Origin of the sequence: Campylobacter concisus (genome assembly GCF_003048405.1) — a bacterium.
Lineage (GTDB): Bacteria > Campylobacterota > Campylobacteria > Campylobacterales > Campylobacteraceae > Campylobacter_A > Campylobacter_A concisus_Q.
In genome coordinates, this window is record NZ_PIQS01000007.1 from 23,199 (window position 1) to 44,857 (window position 21,659).

The 21,659-nt window shown below is 39.7% G+C and carries 19 protein-coding genes; all 19 read right to left on the bottom strand.

The features are described 5' to 3' along the window. Position 1 precedes the first annotated feature (1 nt). The 19 genes from CVT18_RS09765 to CVT18_RS10615 all read right to left on the bottom strand — a co-directional run bounded on the left by CVT18_RS09765 (position 2) and on the right by CVT18_RS10615 (position 21,446). Positions 2 to 2,101, bottom strand: coding sequence for an STT3 domain-containing protein (locus CVT18_RS09765; protein ID WP_107824513.1), 2,100 nt, complete (start codon positions 2,099 to 2,101; stop codon positions 2 to 4). Then, positions 2,094 to 3,218, bottom strand: a complete 1,125-nt coding sequence (locus CVT18_RS09770) for a glycosyltransferase (RefSeq protein ID WP_103629414.1) — start codon at positions 3,216 to 3,218, stop codon at positions 2,094 to 2,096. The genes CVT18_RS09765 and CVT18_RS09770 overlap by 8 nt, the downstream gene beginning before the upstream one ends. Further along, positions 3,215 to 4,258 carry a glycosyltransferase gene (locus tag CVT18_RS09775; RefSeq protein WP_103629413.1) on the bottom strand — a complete coding sequence of 348 codons (1,044 nt, stop codon included), beginning with the start codon at positions 4,256 to 4,258 and terminating at the stop codon, positions 3,215 to 3,217. The genes CVT18_RS09770 and CVT18_RS09775 overlap by 4 nt, the downstream gene beginning before the upstream one ends. Continuing rightward, on the bottom strand, positions 4,255 to 5,313 hold the full coding sequence (locus tag CVT18_RS09780; RefSeq protein ID WP_103629412.1) for a glycosyltransferase: 1,059 nt from the start codon (positions 5,311 to 5,313) through the stop codon (positions 4,255 to 4,257). The genes CVT18_RS09775 and CVT18_RS09780 overlap by 4 nt, the downstream gene beginning before the upstream one ends. Then, complete coding sequence (locus CVT18_RS09785; protein ID WP_103629411.1) at positions 5,310 to 6,242, bottom strand: glycosyltransferase family 2 protein; 933 nt, start codon at positions 6,240 to 6,242, stop codon at positions 5,310 to 5,312. The genes CVT18_RS09780 and CVT18_RS09785 overlap by 4 nt, the downstream gene beginning before the upstream one ends. Continuing rightward, positions 6,243 to 7,004, bottom strand: a complete 762-nt coding sequence (locus CVT18_RS09790; protein ID WP_103629410.1) for a glycosyltransferase family 25 protein — start codon at positions 7,002 to 7,004, stop codon at positions 6,243 to 6,245. Then, on the bottom strand, positions 7,005 to 8,522 hold the full coding sequence (locus tag CVT18_RS09795) for an MATE family efflux transporter (protein ID WP_103629409.1): 1,518 nt from the start codon (positions 8,520 to 8,522) through the stop codon (positions 7,005 to 7,007). Further along, complete coding sequence (locus CVT18_RS09800) at positions 8,522 to 10,648, bottom strand: STT3 domain-containing protein (RefSeq protein WP_103629408.1); 2,127 nt, start codon at positions 10,646 to 10,648, stop codon at positions 8,522 to 8,524. The genes CVT18_RS09795 and CVT18_RS09800 overlap by 1 nt, the downstream gene beginning before the upstream one ends. Before the next feature lie 8 nt (positions 10,649 to 10,656). Then, positions 10,657 to 11,889 (bottom strand): nucleotide sugar dehydrogenase, encoded by a 1,233-nt coding sequence (locus tag CVT18_RS09805; protein WP_103629407.1) that lies wholly within the window; start codon positions 11,887 to 11,889, stop codon positions 10,657 to 10,659. Next, positions 11,886 to 12,326: an ecotin family protein gene (locus CVT18_RS09810; RefSeq protein WP_103629406.1), complete on the bottom strand. Its 441-nt coding sequence runs from the start codon at positions 12,324 to 12,326 to the stop codon at positions 11,886 to 11,888. The genes CVT18_RS09805 and CVT18_RS09810 overlap by 4 nt, the downstream gene beginning before the upstream one ends. Further along, a complete protein-coding gene (locus tag CVT18_RS09815; protein WP_103629405.1) occupies positions 12,323 to 13,645 on the bottom strand; it encodes a UDP-glucose dehydrogenase family protein in 1,323 nt (440 codons plus the stop codon). Before CVT18_RS09815 ends, CVT18_RS09810 begins: the two co-directional genes overlap by 4 nt. Positions 13,646 to 13,653: 8 nt before the next feature. Next, positions 13,654 to 14,637 (bottom strand): UDP-glucose 4-epimerase GalE, encoded by a 984-nt coding sequence (galE, locus tag CVT18_RS09820; RefSeq protein ID WP_103629404.1) that lies wholly within the window; start codon positions 14,635 to 14,637, stop codon positions 13,654 to 13,656. A 79-nt stretch (positions 14,638 to 14,716) separates the two neighbouring features. Further along, positions 14,717 to 15,550: a DNA ligase gene (locus CVT18_RS09825; protein ID WP_107824518.1), complete on the bottom strand. Its 834-nt coding sequence runs from the start codon at positions 15,548 to 15,550 to the stop codon at positions 14,717 to 14,719. Continuing rightward, complete coding sequence (locus CVT18_RS09830; protein WP_107824514.1) at positions 15,550 to 16,128, bottom strand: DNA-3-methyladenine glycosylase I; 579 nt, start codon at positions 16,126 to 16,128, stop codon at positions 15,550 to 15,552. Before CVT18_RS09830 ends, CVT18_RS09825 begins: the two co-directional genes overlap by 1 nt. Positions 16,129 to 16,137: 9 nt before the next feature. Then, the gene (locus CVT18_RS09835) at positions 16,138 to 17,196 is read right to left on the bottom strand and encodes an NAD-dependent epimerase (protein ID WP_107824515.1); all 1,059 of its coding nucleotides are present in this window, start codon (positions 17,194 to 17,196) and stop codon (positions 16,138 to 16,140) included. Positions 17,197 to 17,241: 45 nt separating this feature from the next. After that, the gene (locus CVT18_RS09840) at positions 17,242 to 17,919 is read right to left on the bottom strand and encodes a DUF4272 domain-containing protein (protein ID WP_234410337.1); all 678 of its coding nucleotides are present in this window, start codon (positions 17,917 to 17,919) and stop codon (positions 17,242 to 17,244) included. 38 nt (positions 17,920 to 17,957) lie between these two features. Next, positions 17,958 to 19,304, bottom strand: a complete 1,347-nt coding sequence (locus CVT18_RS09845) for an FAD-dependent oxidoreductase (protein WP_107824517.1) — start codon at positions 19,302 to 19,304, stop codon at positions 17,958 to 17,960. 128 nt (positions 19,305 to 19,432) lie between these two features. Continuing rightward, positions 19,433 to 21,184 carry a TonB-dependent receptor domain-containing protein gene (locus tag CVT18_RS09850; RefSeq protein ID WP_320205071.1) on the bottom strand — a complete coding sequence of 584 codons (1,752 nt, stop codon included), beginning with the start codon at positions 21,182 to 21,184 and terminating at the stop codon, positions 19,433 to 19,435. Between the two features lie 16 nt (positions 21,185 to 21,200). Next, positions 21,201 to 21,446, bottom strand: coding sequence for a hypothetical protein (locus CVT18_RS10615; RefSeq protein WP_234410338.1), 246 nt, complete (start codon positions 21,444 to 21,446; stop codon positions 21,201 to 21,203). Between the last annotated feature and the right edge of the window lie 213 nt (positions 21,447 to 21,659).

Here is a 21,659-nt window from a genome sequence, read left to right on the forward strand (position 1 = left end):
TCTACCTCTTTAGTTTATAAATTTTTGCCGCACCATCAAGTATGACTGGCTCAAAAATTTTTGGATCGTACCTTTCAAGTACAAAAAGCTGGATGTATGCGCTATTTAAAATACTTTCATCAAGGATGATAAACCTACCATAATCTCTCATAAAAATGACAGAGATATTTGAGCTTTCGTTATTTTTATACTCTTTGACATTTAGCTTGCCAGCCTCGTTATAATCAGTCTCTATGAAAGATTTAAGAGGCAAGATATTACCATCATAGATTAAATTTGTGACATCACTTGTGAGCGTAAAACCACCATTTAGCCTAATGCCATTTTCATTTTGAGAGATCGCTCTTGTCACGATAAAAAGGCCGTTGTTTAAATTTTTACCGCTTTTTAGATCGATCTTGCTAAATTGCAAAATTGTCGGAAAAATACTAAGCATCCTATCTGGCAAGTAGTAGTAAATATCCCTTGTCTTAGCCGGTAGGCTAAAATTTGCCTCTTTTATATCACTAAAAAACTGATCAACGCTTAAATTTCTATCTTTTAAAATTTGAGCCAAGTTGCCGTTAAATCGCTCTTTAAAATTTCTCTCTGTATACTCAACATCAAGCCTTGCCATATTTGCTGAGCTCACCTCATCGCTTCCAAGCGCAAAACTCACGGCAAAATTTTCACGTCCAAGGTGCTTTCCGCCGTCAATGAGCGTCTTAACATCGCTGTAATATCTGATCGGATATCCATAGTCCCACCACGCAACCACGTAGTCCTCGCGTCCTGCGATACTTTTTAGCTTGTTTAAAATTTCAACCTCTTTGTGCACAAAAACCGGCTCAGCTTTGTAACCATAGATATGAATGAGCGCTGGAGTAAGAGCGAGCACGGTTATAAAGGCTCTCGCAAGATTTAGCACCGCTCCTTTTAGCTTTAAATTTGAAAGTATAAACTCCACCAAATAGCCAAAGCCAAGCGCCATAATAGGCACAGCATAAATGGTAAATCTAAGGCCACTTTTAAATGCCAAAAAGCCAAGTGCCAGCATGCCGAGCGAGACGGCAAATGAGCGGTGTTTAAAGCAAAAAAGAGCAACACCAGCAAGTGAGATCAAAAATGTGATGACATTTGCGCTGATCCTCTCACAAAATAGCGTAAAATCAACGATGCTTGACTCTTGGATAGTTTGATTGACATTAAAAAAGTGAAAGCTCATGCCTCCAACTTCAGGTGCATCTCTAAAGACGTAAAATTTAAGCTGAAAAATAATCGGATTTAGTCCGCCACGAATGACAAAGACGATAAATATAACTGCCAAAATGCCAAGAGCAAATTTTAAATTCATCATCTCTTTTTTAAATAAGCAAAGCAGATAAATAGCTATAATAGCGATAAATTTAAGCGTTAGATCAAGATTTGAAATGGCAAGTAAAAGCAGCGAAATTTCAAGATAAAAAAGTGGATTTTTTCTATCAAAAATAAGCGTATAAAGTAAAAATAGCCCAGTTAAAATGCTAATAAGCGAAAATGCGCTCGCATACCACCACATGTAAATAAGCACGCTTAAAGGCGCGATTATTAGGCTCTTTGCGTCCTTTTTCTCAAGCACTCTAACAAGCCCCCAAACGACAAAGACGCTAAGTGGGATGATGAGCATGTCGGTGTCGTAGTAGCCTGCCATAGTGCGGTTGTAGTAGCTATTTGCGATCACTGTAAGAAGTGCGGCGATAAAGCCAGCCATTTTTAGTTTGTATTCATTTGCGATCAGGATAACTGGCACAGCCACAAGCGATGAGAAAAATACGCTCATATAAATCATCGCCGTCTCAAGCTTGACGCCCAGAAATTTCACGATCCAGTAAGTAAGTGTGGAAAGCGGATAGCCGTAGTAGCTAAGGTCATTTTCTTGGTGAAAGCCAGCCAGCATGTCCCTTGCACCCTCGGCAAATGCGTAGCCGTCGTTTGTGCTGATCATTAGCTCGTTGTTCCAGAAAAATACTGGATACTCACTCGCCCAAAAGACCCAGTAAAGCCTACAAATCACGCTAAAAAAGACTGCGACAAATATCATCAAGTATAAAGAGTAATTTTTAAAAAATAAATTTCTATTCATTAGGATTTTCCAAAAAATTTATAAGCTTGCTCGCTATATTTTCACTATCAAAAAATTTAGCCCGATTATACGCAACCTTTTCAAAATTTTGCCTTATCTTTGGCTCGTTAAGCACCTTTATCATCGCCTCTTTCATCGCATTTTCATCATCAACTGGCACCAAAATGCCAAACTCACTCTCGCCCAAAAGCTCCTTTGCGCCACTCTTATGCTCGGTTGAGATGATAGTTTTTTCGCACGCTAGCGCTTCAAGCAAGACGTTTGAAAAGCCCTCAAAACGCGAAGCGCAAAGCAAGCAAGAGGCGTTTTTTATGTGCCTAAAAGGATTTTTATCAGTGCCAAGAAGCTTTACTCGATCACCCACGCCAAATTTGTCTATCAAATTTTGTAGCTCGTCCTTTAAAGGCCCTTTACCAAGGATACCAAGCGTAGCGTGAGGGTCGTTAATGGAAGCTATGACTTTTATTAGCATGGCTTGATTTTTACCGCTATCAAGGCGGCCAATATTTATGAAAAATGGCTTAAAATCACTCTCAAGTGGCTCATCTTTTAGCAAATTTATAGTTTTTAGATCAAGGGCGTTATAAAGCACCTTTGTCTTTGCCTCGCTCATGCCAAAATTTCGCACCAGATCCTCTTTGTTGCCAGCTGCATTTGCGAGGATTAGATCGGCTTTTTTATAAAGATGAGTGAGTAAAAATTTATTAACTCTGCCGCTTAGATCGTTTTTATATAGGATCGACGGGCAACTTCGCTCGCTGATAACTAGCCTAGCCTTTAGCCCTAAAATCCTAGCAAGCCCAGCGATATAACAAGGACGGTTCATCAACACAAACTGCGTGTCGATGCCCAAATTTAGGCAAAGCTTTTTATATTTAAAGGCAAGCATTGGCATCGCTAAAAAGAGCCTTGCAAGCTTCTTTAGTCCGCTCTCATAAGGATCGCTATTTTCTATAAAGTGTATTTGTACCTCGCTTGGGATCTCGTAGGCGATGACCTTGCTCATTAAGATGAGATGAACTTCATAACGTTTAACCAAAAATGGTAGTAAATTTGCCACATTTCGCTCAGCCCCACCAGGCCCCATCGAGTATAAAAAAACGGCTAATTTTTTCACTTGCTAACAACCTTTTTTATAAATTCTCGCCACTGCTTGATGATATTTTCTTTGCTAAATAAATTTACACTTTCGCTGGCATTTTTTGCTAGTTTTTTTCTTAAATTTTCATCTTTTAAAAGCATTTCAAGCTTATCTTTTAGATCATTTGTATCGCCATTTTTAAAGATAAGTCCGTCCAAGCCGTCATTTATAAGCTCTCTTGCGCCCACGGTGTCGCTACTTAGCCTAGCACAACCAAAAGCGCCTGATTCTATTAGCACATTTGAAAGCCCCTCGCTTCGTGAGCTAAGAGTGAAAATTTTTGCCTCACTATAAAGCTTGCTAACATCGCTCATGTGACCTAAAAATTTGATATTCAGCCCTAAATTTGACGCCATTTGCTTCAGTTCGGCCTCTTGCCTGCCACTGCCTGCGATCTTTATCTTCCAGCCATCAAGCAAGCTCTTATCCACCTTACTAAGCGCCTCAAAATAGATATCATAGCCCTTTACCGCTTCCAGCCTTGCCACGCTTAAAATGACATTTTGCTTCTCGCAAATTTCAGGCACATCGATAAAAAGTGGGTTGTGGATGACCTCGCGATTTTTGGCAAATTTATAGTACTCGTAGTCACTTTTGCTTAGCACGCTTAAGCCATCTACAAATTTATAAGCAAGATCACGCATAGCGCTTGCGATTTTGCTTTTTAAGTAGCTATGCTCGTGGTGCTCGGTTGCTATTAGTTTGCTCTTTAGCCCAGCATTTGCCAGTACGCAAGCGACGTTTGTCCAGTCGATAAAGCTAATTATCAGATCAGCCCTTTGCTCTTTAAAAAGCGCTCTAAGAGCGAGGATTTTCTTAAATTTTAAAGCGACACCTGAACCAGTGACGCTAAGATTTATGATCTTTATCTTTTCACTAAATCTATAAAGCCCAAGGTCCTCTTCAAGCAAAGCGATAGTGATCTCATTGTCTTTGCAAAGCTCGTTTGCAAGCACGTTTAGCACTCGCTCAGCCCCACCATTTCTAAGTGCAGCTATGACAAAAAGAATTTTCACTTCACACCTCCAAGCCTTAAAAGCTCCAGCCATTTTTTATAAATTTGCTCCACGCTAAACTCATCAAGTCTAGCCCTTGCATTTTTAGCAAATTCGCCCATTTTTGCTTCATCTTGCAGCATTTTTGCAAGCTTTTCGCTCATCTGATCAGCGTCATTTATCTCGCAAAGCAAGCCATCAAAGCCATCTTTTATAAGCTCTTTTGCCCCGCTAGTTCTTGTCGCAACACGCACGCAGTCATAGTTTATCGCCTCTATCAAGGTATTTCCAAGACCCTCGAAATTTGAGCAAGAGATCAGCACCTTTGCCCTTTTATAAAGTGAGGCGATGTCGCTAACGTTGCCTAAGAATTCGACATCAGCGTCTAAATTTTTAGCTAAATTTTCTAAATTTACCCTCTCGCCGCCATCTCCAGCAACTGCGAATTTATAGCCACTTTGCTTTAAGCTTGCAGCCACTCTTACAAACATTTCGCAGTTTTTTATCTTATTTAGCCTGCCAACAAAGATGATTAAATTTTCTTTAGCAAAGCTCTCACTGCGCATCTCTTCAAAGAGTGGGTTGTAAATTTTCATCACATTTTTGCAAAATTTAGAGTAGTAGCCTAGATCCTCGTCGCTTAAGACGCTAAGTGCGTTTGCAAATGGATAGCTTATGCGTCTTAGCAACTTAAAAATGGCTCTTTTTGGCGCAAGGTAGTTTGTGTGCTCGCTTATGATTATAGGCGTTTTTAGCCCAGCTGAGCTAAAGAGAACCAAGGTATTTACGGCGTCTAAAAATGATATCACAGCGTCAAATTTGCCCTCTCGTATGAGCGCTCTTAAAGCAAGCACCTTTGAAACTCTCTTTTTTAAATTTCCAACCAAGCCAAGCTCATCAGCCCCAACGCCTAAATTTATAAGCTTCACACCACTTGCTAGCTCGTAAAATGGCTCATCATTGTCAAATTTAACAAGGCTTACATCATGATCCAAGCTAAATCTTGATGCGATCACCGCACAAACTCGTTCCGCACCGCCACTTCTAAGCGTTGATGTGACAAATAATATCCTCATACACCAAACCTTTGTTTGATTTTTACTCTAAGCTTTGAAAGTGCTGGTAAAATGCCACTTGGAAGCGGACTAAGCAACAAGAAAATAAACGCCTCTTTGCTAAATTTAATGCCAAGACTTTTAAAGATACACCTTAGCATCAGCCCATATTCGCCAGCGATTTTGGCGTAGTAAGCGGCATTTTTATACTGCATAGCTAGAAATTTTGGCTCATTTTTTATAGCGATGTCGTAGTGCAAGTTTGCTGTTTTGATGTAAGCGTTTGCAACGTTTAACGCGTGTTTGCCGGCATTTAGCGTAGCACTATCACTTCTTGCGATGCGGTAGATGTAAAGTGGCTTTTTAAGATAGAAGACATTTTTTTCAAAAAAGCGGATATAAAGCTCATTTTCGCCGCCAAAACTGCTCTCATCAAACCTAAAATCATCTATAAATTCACGCGAAAAAAGCTTAAAATACTCGCCATTTATCCGCCCACAGTGATAATCAACCTTGCTCATCGCCCCACTCTTGTTATACGGGCTTCTACCAGCCATAACCTCGGTCATCACGCCATCTTTTTCGCAGATAGCGTCTGCAAAAACACACGAGTACTCGCCACTTTTTAAAATTTCATAGCACTCAGCAATCGCCTCTGGCAAAAGCTCATCATCATCATCAAGTAAGCAGACAAACTCGCCTGTTGCGTTGTCAAAGCCATTGTTTTTGTTGCCATTTGGACTCTTTTTGTGAGCGGTGTTTTTTACAAATTTGATCCTTGCGTCGTTAAAACTCTTGCAAATTTCACTCGCACTCTCGTCATCGCCGTCGTCCGTTACTATGATCTCTAGGTTTTTATAGCTTTGAGCTAGAGCACTTTTTATGGCCTTTTGTAAAAGTTCCGGACGCTTATAAGTCGCTGTTACGATGCTGATTAATGGCTCGCTCATTTAGCCCCTTTTAAAAATTCTCTCATAGCCTTGAAGTTTTTCAAGCCGTGAGAAAAGTATAAATTTAATTGTTTTTATGTAAGCCTTTAAATTTGCCTTGTATCCTCTCTCAAGGCGTTCTCCTTCGATATTTGAGCCACTAAGATCAGTTGGGTGTGCAAAAAGATCACAAAAATACATCTGCATATCATTAACGCCTAGCAAATAGTCCCAAATATCGGTCGTGCAAAGCGCGCGTTTATGAATTTCAAGCAAATTTTTAGCGCTTTTTTTAGTTAGCACATAAGCCCCTGCTCTATAAATACTTGAAAATGAGTGCTTTGAGACCTGCCAAAGTGGCTTACTTAGGCTAGTATCCACCTTTTTGCCAAAGGCGCTAAACCTACCCTCTAGCCCATCTTGCATACCGCATATGAGCACACCGTCTTCTGGCATCTTACTAGCTGCCAAAAAGGCCTCTTTTATAGCCGAGTCGTCCCCAATCACGTCGTCTTCAAAGATGAGGGCAAATTTGGCCTCACCTGCCAAAAACGCCTCGTAAGCTTTCACGTGTGAGAGCGAGCAGCCGACTTCTGCTGGGCTTAAAACCTTGCCGTAAGCTTTAAATGATGGCGAAATGATCTTATAGTACTCCCTCGCGTTTAGCTCCCTGCCGTCTATTGCGTCTATTAGCTTAAAGCTATCATAAGAGCCAAATTTCTGCTGCAAAAGCTCGCGCCTTTTGGTATCTTTTGCCAAAGAGATCAGATAAATTTCATCCATTTAAGACCTTTTAAATTTTTTTAAAATTTTACGCCAAACTATGCCTCGCTCGAAGGCATTAAAAAACAAAAAATATCCCAAAACATAAGCTGCGCCGGCGTAGATCGCAGCAAAGATAGCAAATTTTAGCCAGTTATCTAAGCTCACAAAGTCCTTGCAGGCAAACATCGCAAGCACGCAAAGCGCAAAAACGGCTAAATTTTTAAAATAAACCCCATAAAACGTAGTGAGCTTTACCTCTAAATTTAAAGCAGCGTTTATGAGGTCAAAGCCGAGAATTCTTATGCTATAAAAAATGGCTGCGACGATGACGATACCATAAACGCCGTAGTCACTAAATTTAAGCAGTGCGATCTGCGCTATGATCGTGCTAACGCCAAGGATAGTGTTGGCAATGGCTGGGCGGCGAAGCTTGTTTGTCGCGCTATCAAGGTTAAAAAGCGAAAAAACAAAGCTTATAAAGACGATAGGCACTAGCGTTATCATCGAGACGTTGTAGATAAATTTGACCTCATCTGCGCTTTTAAAAGGTAGCCAAAGCGTGTAAAAATCAAGCCCGAAAACGACGAAAAACGCTGCTGGAGCGCTCATCACAAAGGCGATCACCTTCATTGAAAATTTAGCCTCTTTTATGAGGTCCGTGATCAAATTTTTAGAGTAAAGCTCGACAAATTTTGGCGCAAAGATACCGCTAAGCTGTGCCACAAAGCTCTCAAGTATGATAGGAGCGGCCTTGGCAACAGAGAGAAGTCCTGTGGCGTTTGCATTTACAAAAATGTTGCAGATAAAAAGGTCCATGCCCGTCAAAAGTATGCGGTTTAGCGCATTAAAGCTGTTCCAAATGCCAGAGCTTAAAAGCTCTTTGATCTTAGAAAAGTCAAATTTACTAAGGCTAAATTTTAGCTCTGGCGTGATGCGAGCTGACATAAAAATGGTGCTAAAAAATACAAAAAGGCTAGCAACTAGTGCTGAAATGGCGATGTATGAGATAAATGGCTTAAAAAAGAAAAAGAGCGCCACGATGAGGATCGCTAGGATCGCACTTGAGGTGGCATTTCTGATGGAGAGCAGGTAGAGTTTATTTGTCACAAAAGCGCAAACCGTCAAAACGCCGTTAAATAGCCCAACGCAGAAATTTATAAAGTAAAAAACAAGGGTCATTCTCACATCAAATAGTAAATTTTCAGGGACGTTTAAAAAGCTTTGCAAATTTATGATAAAAACCGAACTAAGCACCACTACAACAGCGCAAAAGAAGATATTTACGACAAGCACTGATGAGTAGTAGGTGTTTGCGAGGTTTAGATCCTTTTTGTGCCACGCATGAGCGACAAAGCGTCCGCTGACCGAGTTTATGGCTACACTTATGACTGCTGCGTAGCTAACGATTGCGTTACTAAGACCCACAAAGCCAAAAGCTTCGTTGCCAAGGCTTTTTAAAATAAATGGCGTAAGAAAGAAATTTATGCCCATTGATACGACAAAAACAACGATTGAGCTTATTAGATTGATTAGCATTAGATTTTTAACCTATAAATTTTTACGCCACTTGAGATGACAAATGGCTCAAAGTATCGCTCATCAGCTCGCTCAAATATAAAAAGCTGCACAAAAGATGAGTTAAAAGCATTTTCATCAAGCAACAATATCCGCGCATAATCTTCCAAAAAAAGCACATAAATTTTGGCATTTTTATCTATGATTTTTTCATCTATTCGTAAATCTCTTCCAGCACCTTTTACCTTATAAAATGATTTTACGGCTATTTTTTCGCCGTTATGTATGATAAAATTTTGCTCATTTGTAGGCAAAGTATAGCCGTCTCCAAGGTCGATACCAGCTTCGCTAATGCCATTTAATGCACTAACATGATAAAAATCCTCTTTTTGCCTTTTACCAGTTGTGGCGTCGATATAGCTATATCTAAAGATATTTGGCGCGATGTCAATCATATTAGGCACAAGATAGTAAAAAATCTCTTTTTTCGCAGCTGGCAGAGTGAAATTTTCGCTTTCAAGCTGACTTAAAAAAGTATTTATATCGCTTGTGTTGTAGTCTTTTAAAATTTTATCTATTGGCCTTATATTTTGCCCAAGTGAGATGTCATTATACGTAACTGCTACTCTTGCAAGTCTAGCCGAAAATGCCTCATCTTTTCTCAAAGCAAGGCTAACAAAATAATTATTTTCACCACCTTGTCTGCCAGGATCGTTTAAAGTCATAACATCAGCAAAATACCTTATAGCATATCCGTAATCCCACCATGAAAATACATAATCATCGCGCTTTGTGATCTTTTTGAGTTCATCAAGTGCTACTGCTTCATCACGGCTAATTACAGTCTTTGGCCTATATGAATAAGCAAAATCTAAATTTATAGCAAGAGCGGCTACGGCAAAAACTAAAAATGATAAATTTTTAATAGAATTTCTAAGATCAAATAAATTTAAAAAAAAATGCAAGAAATACCCAAAACCAAGCGCAACAAGTGGTGTTACATACATAACAAATCTAACTCCACCAAAGAAAGAGAGGAGTCCAAGTCCAAGCATTGGTAATGTAAGTAAGAATGGACGAAATTTCAAGCAAAGTAATAAGTATCCAATAATAGCCGCCAGTAGTATAAGAATATTTCCCGACATGAAATAGATAAAATACAAATGGCTAGCACTTTTTACTTCACTGATGAAATTATGCTCATTTATGAAGTGAAATTTATCGCTAAGAATTTCATTGCCTTTAAAAACATAAATACCCATTTTTGAGGTAATGAAATCAAAACCACCAAAATAGATAAAAATAGCTAGCATTAAAGTAAGAAAAATGGCTAAATTTCTAGCTGAGAGTAAATTTTTATATTTACAAAAAAGAGAGAAAAATAAAGCAATAACCACTAAATTAAAAATCAAAATTTTATTTGCTATTAGTGGATCTTTAGTAAAAACATTTGAGCTTACGATGCTTATAAACATAAAAAATATTGCTTGATAATTTTGCAATCTATCTCGCATAAAAGCAAGAGTGTAAAGCAAAAAAATAAATACAATACTTAAAATAAGTGCATATGAGCTTTGATACCACCAAAGATAAAGCGATATAAAGACTCCAGGCAAAACGATAAATTTTTGTTTATTTGCATTCAAAAGCCTGATCAAAAAATAGATGATAAAAAGCGCAAATGTGACATTTAACATGTCACTATCAAAATATCCAGGCGATGTCCTTGAAAGATAGCTTGGTAAGATAACACTCATAAACGCTGCCATAGCTCCAGCTTTTAGGGCTTTAAACTCATTTGATATCAAAATAACTGGAAGTGCGATAAGAGGTGCTAAAAACGCACTCATATAAAACATCACACTTTCGATCTTGAAAGGTAAAATTTTGCAAATATAAAAAACTATTGTTGAGATTGGGTGATTAAAGGGGCTAAAGTCACTTTGCTGATGAAAGCCAGCAAGCATATCTCTAGCGCCCTCTGCGTAATAGTATGCGTCATTTGTCGTAAGTATAAACTCGCCATTAAAGTAAAACTCTGGCATATCCTTTGCCAACAATACCCAGAGCATCCTGGCCGCAAATCCAAACAGATAAGCAGCCAGAAATATAATTAAAATTTTACAATTTACGCTTACTTTGTGCACTAAATTCCTTACAGCCTAGCGTCAGCCTCTGGGTAGATATTTTTTATATCATAAACTAAATGACCTTTTAAATTTAGCTTTTTAAACTCATTATGAGCTACGGCGATCACGATGCAGTCGTAGTCATCTAGGTTATACTCTTTTACTAGATCAAAGCCGTACTCGTGTTTTACCTCAGCACTATCAGCCCAAGGATCAGTAACATCGACCTTGCAGCCAAAATCTTTTAGCTCATCAACCACGTCTATAACGCGAGAATTTCTTATATCTGGGCAGTTTTCTTTAAATGTCATACCAAGAACAAGCACGCGGGCTTTGTTGATAAGCACGCCTTTTCTTATCATTAGTTTTATCACTTGATCGGCTGCGTATCTGCCCATATCATCGTTGATACGGCGGCCTGCTAGGATCATTTCAGGATGATAACCTACCTCTTGAGCTTTGTGAGTGAGATAGTATGGATCTACGCCGATGCAGTGTCCACCAACTAGACCTGGGCGGAAATTTAAGAAATTCCACTTCGTACCTGCAGCCTCAAGCACATCAATGGTGTTGATATGAAGCTTTTCAAACAGCATCGCAAGCTCGTTTATAAAGGCGATGTTTATATCACGCTGAGTGTTTTCGATGACCTTTGCAGCCTCGGCTACTTTGATACTTGAGGCCTTATGAGTGCCAGCTGTGATGATCGAGCTATAAATTTCATCGACCTTGTCAGCGATCTCTGGGGTTGAGCCACTTGTGATCTTTTTAATCTTTGTCACTGTGTGCTCTTTATCACCTGGGTTTATACGCTCTGGAGAGTAGCCGCAGAAGAAGTCTTTGTTAAATTTAAGCCCACTTTTTTCAAGAAGTGGCACGCAAATTTCTTCTGTAACGCCTGGATAAACGGTGCTTTCATAGACAACGATATCACCTTTTTTAAGCACTTTTGCCACGCTCTCAGTCGCTTTTATGACTGGAGTTAGATCAGGGCGTTTGTTTTTATCTATTGGAGTCGGGACGGTTACGATAAAGAAGTTGCAACTTCTAATATCATCTAAATTTAGGCTAAATTTCATGCCATTATCGATCGCTTTTTTCATCTGCTCATTGCTAAGCTCAAGCGTTCTATCATAGCCACTTTTAAGCTCTTCTATACGTTTTGCATTTACGTCAAAGCCGACTACTTCGTACTTTTCACTAAAAGCTGCTGCTAGTGGAAGTCCCACATATCCAAGTCCTACTACTGCTATTTTCATTTATTTTTTCCTTTCTTTTTTGGCTCTATCTTTTTTACGCGTTCATACATTCTTATTTCTGCACTTACACCTTTTGGAGTTATGATTTTAATAGGACTAACGCCTGGTAAAATTTGAGTGAGCTCATAATAAACCCGCCTCTTTTTCTTTCCATCCTTGCAGAGCATCATCGTTTGCGCTAGCTCGTCACCGCCGCTAAATTCATAGTAAATCCCGCGTGCGTCCTCTTTTTGTTCAAGCTTTCCGCCGAGCAAAAAGGCAAAGTTGCAGTCGATTTCTATCTCTTTAAAAAATGCGACTTCGTATTTAAAATAATCAGGCGGCATCTTTGAGATGGGTAGCTCAAAAATATTTTCCTCGGTTTTTGGCGCATTTTCGCTCGCCAAAAGCGTAAACGGCAACACGCAAGCTGCGACAAAAAGTAAAATTTTTCTCATGCCTTTACTCCGATTTGGAAATACTTAAATCCGTGTTCGGTTAAAATTTTAGCGTTGTATTGATTTCGTCCGTCAAATATGACAGCATTTTTTAACCTTTGTTTGATCTCCATAAAATCAGGCGATCTAAACTCGCTCCACTCAGTCACAAGCACCATAGCATCAGCGTTATCAAGTGCATCGTACTTATTTTTAGCGTATTTCACATCTAAATTTGGCATATATTTTTTGGCTTCTTCACTTGATTTTGGATCATAAGCGACCACTTTTGCACCAGCTTCATCTAAAAGCTTTATCAAAGTTAGCGAGCTAGCCTCTCTCATATCATCAGTGTTTGGCTTAAACGCAAGTCCCCAAAGCGCAATCGTCTTGCCCTTTAGATCGCCGCCAAAGAAGTTATAAATTTTCTCAAATAACACTCTTTTTTGAGCCTTATTTCTTGACTCGACCGCGTTTAAAAGCTCTGGCTCAAAGCCATTTTGTCTAGCTGTGTAGATGAGTGCCTCGACGTCTTTTGGAAAGCAGCTGCCGCCGTATCCGCAGCCTGGATAGATGAAGCTATATCCGATCCTTGAGTCGCTACCAATGCCTTTTCGTACCAAATTTACGTCCGCACCCACGCGTTCGCAGATATTTGCTATTTCATTTATAAAGCTTATCTTTGTTGCCAGCATTGAATTTGCAGCATATTTTGTCATCTCGGCTGACTTTACGTCCATACAAATGAGCCTATCGTGATTTTTCATAAATGGCTCATAAAGCTCTCTCATCACACTAAAGCCCCACTCGCTACTAGCTCCGATAACTACGCGATCAGGCTTTAAAAAGTCCTCAACTGCCGCACCCTCTTTTAAAAACTCTGGGTTTGAGACGACTTCAAATTTAATCTCTACATTTCTCTTTTTAAGCTCAGCCTCGATCACCTCGTGCACCTTGACTCCAGTGCCCACTGGAACGGTTGATTTATCAACTACGATTAGTGGTTTGCTTAAATTTTCTCCGATAGACTTGGCAACTGAGAGAACGTATTTTAAATCTGCCTGTCCATCAGCGCCCATAGGCGTACCCACCGCGATAAATAACACATCTGCATGCTCTAGCGCCTCAGTTATCTGCGTGCTAAATTTAAGCGAGCCATTTTTGTAGCACTCACTTACGATATCAGCAAGCCCTGGCTCATATATCGGCACGACACCGTTTTTTAGTGCCTCGATCTTTTTTTCATCGACATCGACGCAGATCACGCTGTTACCCATTTTGGCAAAGCATGCGCCACTTACTAGTCCAACGTATCCAGTTCCAATCACAGCTACTTTCATGCTTATCCTTAAATTTTCTTTTCCCACTCAAGGGCAGTTTTTATGATGAGAGCTAGATCATCTCTTTTTGGCTTCCAGCTTGTTAGCGAGCGTAGTTTGCTTGCGTTTGAGATAAGGATGGCTGGGTCGCCGTCCCTTCTTGGCGCATTTAGCACTTTAAAATTTACTCCGCTTACTTTTTTTGCGGTCTCGATGACCTCTTTTACGCTAAATCCCCTGCCGTATCCCACATTAAAAGTTTCGCTACCATTTTTGCCAATATACTCTAGTGCGCTGATGTGAGCGTCTGCTAGGTCGCTAACGTGAATGTAGTCTCTAACGCATGTACCATCTTTTGTCGCGTAGTCATCGCCAAAGATGCCCATGCTATCACGCTTGCCAAGTATAGTTTGCACAGCCACCTTGATAAGGTGCGTGGCATTTGGATAGTTTTGACCGATTAACCCCTCTTCGTCCGCGCCTGCCACGTTGAAGTAACGTAAAATCGCAAATTTAAAATTTTCATTTGAAGCGGCGTAGTCTTTGATGATCTGCTCGCTCATAAGCTTACTTCTGCCGTATGGATTTATCGGGTTTGTAGGCGTTGTTTCGCTCACCTCTGCCACGTCTGGCTCGCCATAAACTGCAGCAGTTGAGCTAAATATAAATTTATTTACATTGTAAGTTTTTGCGTATCTTAGCACCCTCGCAACGTTTGCGGTGTTGTTTAGATAGTATTTTAGTGGCTCGCTCATACTCTCAAAAACCTCGATAAACGCCGCAAAATGGATGATCGCATCAAATTTACCATTTTCAAAAATTTCACTTAGGTCATCTTCTAAATTTGCGTTTATAAATTTAAAATTTCCGATTTTTTGGAGTGCCTCAAGTGCTTTTTGTGAGCCTTTGCAGAGATTGTCGATGATGGTTATCTCATCATTGCCTTGCTTTAAAAGTGCTTTTACTACGTGGCTGCCGATGTATCCAGCACCACCTGTTACTAAAATTTTCAAGTTTAAGCCTTTCGTAAAAAGTGGTTAATTTTATCAAAAATAGAGTAAAGCAAAAGTAAAGCAAGGCTTCGAACGAAATTTAATCCTCTCTAACCCTCAAAAATATAGGAAACCTTGGCTTGCCATAAGACGTTAAATTTTGAAATTTATATGTGATTATGGAGCCTATCTTTGGGGGATTTGTGCGTTGCTCGTCGCTTAGTCCAGAGCCTATTTTAAAGGTAGTGCCAGCTTTTGCCTCATCATCCTTGCCGCCAATCGCTTTACAGGTAAGCGAGCCAGCAAGATTAGCGTATTTACCGCTACCTTTATTTATGGAGACCACCTCGCACTCGGCATCTTTAAATTTCTTAAATTTAAGCGCATTTTTGCTTCGTTTTCGCTCGTACGGTGCATTTGGCTCACGCACGACTACTCCCTCGCCGCCTTTTGCGATGATACTTTCAGCAAATTTTAAAAACTGAGCATTATCAAGCATTTTTGTCTGTTTTATGATGATTAAATTTTTATTTGGCTCATTTTTTAGAAATTTAGCCAAAACTTCAAGTCTGGCAAGCAAGTCACCACTTGCCTCTGGCACATCAAAAATATGAAATTTTAGCCTGCTCCACGCCTTTTCGTCTGGTACTTTATCCATCACGGTCGCTTGAATTTCTTCAAATTTAAGCTCCTTTGCGTAAAGCTCGCCATCTAGTGCAAATTTTGGGAAATTTTTAGTAAAACTTATCGGTGCATTCAGTTTTTTACCCTGCCTTGAGAGTAAATTCTCTCCGTCCCAGTAGGCACGCACGCCATCAAGCTTTTCGCTAGCTAACCAGCCTGAGACGTTTTGCTCTTTATACTCGCTAAGTCGCAGCAGGTCAAGAGAAAATGCAAAATTTAAAAGGAGTAGAACCGCAAAAATTATTCTGATCAGGCTTTTGCCTTGCAAAAACAATATTCCAGATGATCGTCTAAAACTCCCACACTTTGCAAAAAGGCATAGGTGCTAACAGAGCCTAAAAATTTAAACCCTCGCTTTTTTAGCTCCTTTGCCACAAAGTCAGACATCGGCGTAGTAGCTGGCACTTGTTTGATATCTTGATAGTGATTTATGATCTGTTTGCCGTCAAATTTGGGGTCAAATTTTCTTAGCAAATATCCCCACAAATAGTCATAAAAGCTGCCAAATTCTTTGGTTACGGATAAAAATGCAAGGGCGTTTGCAGAAAGCGATTTTAGTTTTAATCTGTTGCGAATCAACCTCTCATTTTGCATAAATTTAGCTATCTCAGCCTCACTATAAAGCTTGATCTTCTCTGGATCAAAGCCATCAAACGCCTCTCTCATAGCCTCTCTTTTTTGAAGCACTCCATGCCACGAAAGTCCCGCCTGAAATCCTTCCAGAACTATCATTTCAAAAAATTTTCTATCATCTTTTACGACTTTGCCCCACTCGTTATCGTGGTAAGCTATATCAAGCTCTCCTTTTGCCCATTCGCATCGCCTCATCTGCTTTCCTTAAATTTTAACTCCGTAAAACTCGCAGTACCACTCAACAAATTTAGCCACGCCGTCATTTACTTTTGTATTTGGCTTGTAGTCAAAGTCGGCCACCAAGTCGCTCACATCAGCAAATGTCGCTGGTACGTCGCCTGCTTGAAGTGGGAGGAAATTTTTCTTGATCTCACGGCCGATCTTTATCTCAACCGCCTTAATGTAGTCCATGAGCTCAACTGGACTGTTGTTGCCGATGTTATAGACCTTAAAAGGCGCTTTTGAGGTGGCAGGGTCTGGGTGCTTTGCATCCCAGTTTGGATTAGGTTTTGCAGGATTATCGATGCATTTTATGATGCCCTTTACGATGTCATCCACATAGGTAAAGTCACGCTTCATCTTGCCGTAGTTAAAGACGTCGATAGTTTTATCTTTAAGCGCTGCATCAACAAACAAAAATAGCGCCATATCAGGGCGTCCCCATGGTCCATAAACCGTAAAAAAGCGAAGTCCGGTCGTTGGCACGCCAAAAAGATGGCTATAAGTATGCGCCATCATCTCGTTGCTCTTTTTAGTCGCTGCGTAGAGGCTTATAGGGTGATTTACTGCCTCGTGTGTAGAAAATGGCATGTTCTCATTTAGGCCATAAACCGAGCTAGAGCTTGCATAGACTAAATTTTTTATCTCATTGTGGCGGCAGCATTCTAGGATATTCATAAAGCCTGTGATGTTGCTGTCTATGTAAGCTTTTGGGTTTATAAGCGAGTAGCGAACGCCTGCTTGTGCGGCTAAATTTACCACTACGTCAAATTTTTCTTTAGTAAAAAGCTCTTTCATAGTCTTTTCATCGGCCAAGTCGGCTTTTATAAATTTTAAATTCGGATGCGTTTTTGAGGTGATCAGCTTGCCATAATCTATCTCGCTAGTCTCAAAGCCAGCAGTTTTTAGGCGTGCGAGCTTTAAATTTACATCATAGTAGTCATTTATAACGTCATACCCAACAACCTCATCGCCTCTTTTTATGAGTGCATTTGCCAAGTGAAATCCTATAAATCCAGCTGTTCCAGTTACTAAAATTTTCATATTTTTCCTTTCATTTTTGGCTTATTTTAGTGCAAAAATATAAATTTACGTATTTAGATCAGGGTAGTCCCAAGCGTTAAATTTAGCTCTTAAATCGTCATTTTCCCAACCTTTGCAGCATAGCCACTCAAGCCCTGCACGTCTTCCCATAACGACCTCTTCGTCAAGTCCAGCAACCTTTTTGCCATTTATCCTAGCATCTACACACGCCCAGTGATAACGATAAACTAGGTCAAGTTTGCTTAAAATTTCATCCAAACTGCGTAGTTTTGAGCGGTTTTTTAGTCCGCCTTCTCTAAAGACATCCATCACAAACTCACAGTCGCAAATTTTATCCATCTGGCCTATATCTTTAGCTATGCCAAGCGCCCAAAGCAAGATCCAAAGCGACTCATATTTCCAGCCCATATTTACGGCTGTTTTCATATCGGCTCTATCCTCAAAGACCTCTTTTTCTTTTACACTTAGATCGCCATAAAAATCGCCCAAAAAGTCTTTAGCCCAGGCTATCTCATCTTCACTTAGGTGGCCATTGTCGCGGATAGTGCAAGCACACATAATGGCCGTAAATGAGCAAACCGCACGAGCAATGATCTCATCAATGCTTCTTGGCGTAACTTCACTATTGTCATACCTTAGTGGCAGACTCTCAAGCACAGCCACGCCCTCTTTTTTTAAAATTTTTATACTCTCATCTTTTCTTTGTTGTGCTGTTTTTGGCATATCCGCACCTTTTTTAAAAATATCAAACACTCCCATTTTTATTCAAAAAACTCGGCGTTAAATTTCTCTTCGTTAAAATTTTTACCTAAAAATTTACAGGCTTCGATCATATCAGTTCTTGCTATTTCAAAACAACTAGTAGCCCCAGGGCTTGGAGTCATATTAAAACTTATGCCCTCGCCTGTGCTTATCTTGCCCTCGCCAAGCTCAAGGCACTTTTTATTACGGTCGATAACTTGCGGTCTTACGCCGCCAAAATTTATAGCATAGCTTAGGTCATTTTCACTTAGGCTTGGCACGATCTTTCTAGCGTCTTTTACAAATTCTTTTTTATTGATAAATGGCACTTCAAATAAGAAATTTCTTAAAATATAAGATCTGATGTCGCTATCTTTTAAGAGATTTGTAAAGACTTCAAAGACATTTTTATCAAATTTTAGGCATTTACAAAAGTCAAAAAAGCTTGAACAGCCGTGATATCTCTCTAGTTTTGGTATGACTAGGGCTGTTGGGCCAAAGCGAGTGTTGCCATTAGCTAAGATATCTGGATCGCCATGAAGAGCGGCAAATGGTAGCTTATCGTTTTGCACCATATAGACTTTGCCGTTTAGTAAGCGTTTTTTTGCGAAATAAAAGCTTCCAGCAACGGGCAGTGTGCTAAGATGAAGCCCATAACCCATTTTGTGAGCTAAAAATAGCGAGTGTCCTCCAGCATCTACTACAACGTAGTTTGCGGTGATCACCTCGCCATCATTTATCTTTATGTGAAATGTATCACCCGCCTTTTTTATATCAGTTACTTCTGAGTTTAGACTGATCTCATAGCCATCCGCGCCTAAATTTAGCGCATTTTGCACAAGTGAGTTTGCTAAGCCACCAAAGTCCATCGTCGTAAACTGCCCATTTTGCGTGCCTATGGCGATGATGTTTTCTGGCCTCTCATTGCCATTTGCGTCAAAAACGACGTTTGGCTCGATCTGTTTTAACTTCTCTTTGTCATAAATTTCAAGGTAAGGAAAAAGCTCTCTAAAACTCTCATATCGCTCTTTCATGCGCTCTACTTCAGCATCTCCGATAGCTAGTGCCATCTTTTGATGAGCGAACATATATTTGCCATCAAGATTATATTTTAGGGCATATTTTACTGGCATATTTGCCACACGAGAGACTTTTTTCGCCTTTTCTAGTGTGTAGTTTGTCTCGATATCGCCACAATGAATGGTTTGTGAGTTACCTTTGCCGTTTGAATTTAGAGTAGCTACGCCGTCATATTTTTCTAAAAGTGCGACCTTTTTTATGTCGCTAAATGCAGCCAACTCATAAAAGAGCGCCGTCCCACTAATGCCTGCTCCGACAATTACCACTTCAAAGTGCTTCTGCCTCATTTTTTCTCCCAAAAAAGTTTAGTCGCCAAAATGATACTATATTAATTTTAAAACAAACAGCATGGTGAAAAAAGCTAGAATTTTTATATAAAAGAGAAATTTGGCAAGGCTTTCACCTCGCCTTGAAGTTAAAATTTATAAGATACGTTTACTTTGAAATTTCTACCCGGCTCCCAGTCTACATAGTCTGGATTGCCTGTATAATCAGCCATTCTTTGAGACTGCGAAGCATAAGTTTTATTAAAGAGGTTATAAATTCCAGCATTTATCTCTAGTCCTTTAAATTTACCGCTACTTGGCGTATAGCTAGCATAGATGTCGCTGACCGCATAGCTTGGTATCTTGGCATTTTCACTATTGCCAGCCGAGATGGTATTTTTCGAGGCAAAGTAGATTAGATTGTAGCCTATTAGCGTATCAATCCTTGAAAATGCATACTCGGCGTTAAATGTGTATTTATCGCCTTGATCTCGGTAGCCAATGATATTTGAGGTGTAGTAGCTGCCGTTTGCTTTAGCAACCCTATCTTTGTATTTTACATTTTGATGAGTGTAGCTAGCAGCTAGGCTTAATGCATCTAAATTTAGCCTTGCAAGTAGCTCAACGCCACTTATATCAGCCCCGCCAGCGTTTATCCTAGCTAAGGTTGGATTTACGCCACCATTTGCTGCGTTGTTATCTACTATTAAATTTTTATATTTTGTCATAAAGTATTTTGCAGAGAGGCTGTACGAGCTAGTTTCACTTATTTCACCTTGATATCTAACGCCCGTCTCATAGCTATTGCCAGTTGTCGCTTTTAGATCTTTATTTGCCGCCCAGCTTAAAGGCCTGCCCCTACTAGTTCCACTCGCCATCATAGACTCCATGACGTCAGGCCCTCTAAAGACCCTCGCATAGCTTGCAAACGCATGCAAGCCTTTAATGATCTCATAATCAAGCGCAAGCGCTGGGGTAAATTCGTTAAATTTATAAGTGTAGCTCTTTACATTTCCAGCCCTACCATCGTAGCTTTTTAGCTCATGGTGCGTATATCTGATGCCAGGTGTAACGGTTAGCGAGCTAAAATTTAGTGCATCTTCTGCGTATATCGAGTAGTTATTTACCTTTTCTGGGTAGCGATTGTCTGGTTTGTTGAAATTTTTACTTTGATAAAACTCAGCACCATATCTAAATGTCTGCGTCAAAGTGCCGGTCTCGACTATACTCTTAGCCTTTGCATTTATACCGTTTGTTTTTACGCCTAAAATTTTTAAGACCGGGTCATCTTTTTTATGCTCGGTATTGTATACCGTTACATCTAAATTTAGAAGATTACTTGGTTTGTACTCGTATTTTAGCGTTGTAGTATCACGTTCATATTTTCGGTTATCAACAGGAAATTGACCAGTATACCAGCTGCCAAACTCGGCTCTCATTGGATACATGCCTTTAAATTCATTATGTTCTCTTGAGATAGAAATTCTATGTGCATCAAGGAAGCTATAACCAAGCTTTAAAAGATAGCTAAGATCGTTTCCGTCGCCGCCTATCTTTCTTTTGTTGCCGCTTTTGCCGTAGTCGTAGCCCTTGTGATTAATAGCAGCTATAAAGTCAAGTCCCTCAACTGGTGCAGTAAAGAGCATAAGACCTTGAGAAAATTCGCTGTTATTTGAGGCATATCCTGTCTTTATCTTTGCACCGATGATCTCACCACTTTCTAGCAAGTCTTTTGCGTCAACCGTTTTAAAGGCGACCGAACCGCCAAGTGCGCCTGAGCCGTTTACCACTGATCTTGAGCCAACCTCAACATCAACGGCTTTTATAAGATCTGGATCGATCAGCAAGTCAGCGTTGTGGTGAAATGTATTTCCGTTTTGTTTTGCGCCATCTATCGTGATATTTAGACCGCGATCGCTAACGCCCCCTCATGTAAATTTTTTGATTCATGCCGTTTGTGCCACCCACATAAACACCAGGAATATCTCTCATCACGTCTTTTACTAGGCCAGCATTTCTGGTTGAAATTTTGATGTCATCAACGCCGTATCCGCCACTGCTACTTGTTACCTCAACTCCGCTTAATACGCTCTCGTCTGCCCCATTTGCATAAACTGCTATGCTTGCTACAAGAGAGAGTTTAAATAAGCTTTTAAATCTCATATTTTCTCCTAATTTGGTTATTAAAATTACTATTTTAATTTTATAGCATAATTTTGAGATTGAATATTATAATTTTAAGTATAAATTTTGGATAAATTTTTGAGTTTTTAGATAAAAATATAAACTATTTTTAAATTTTAATTATCTAATAAATTAATTATATATCGAAATAAAGGACGAAATTATATGATTTTATCAAGGTAGTAAATAAGG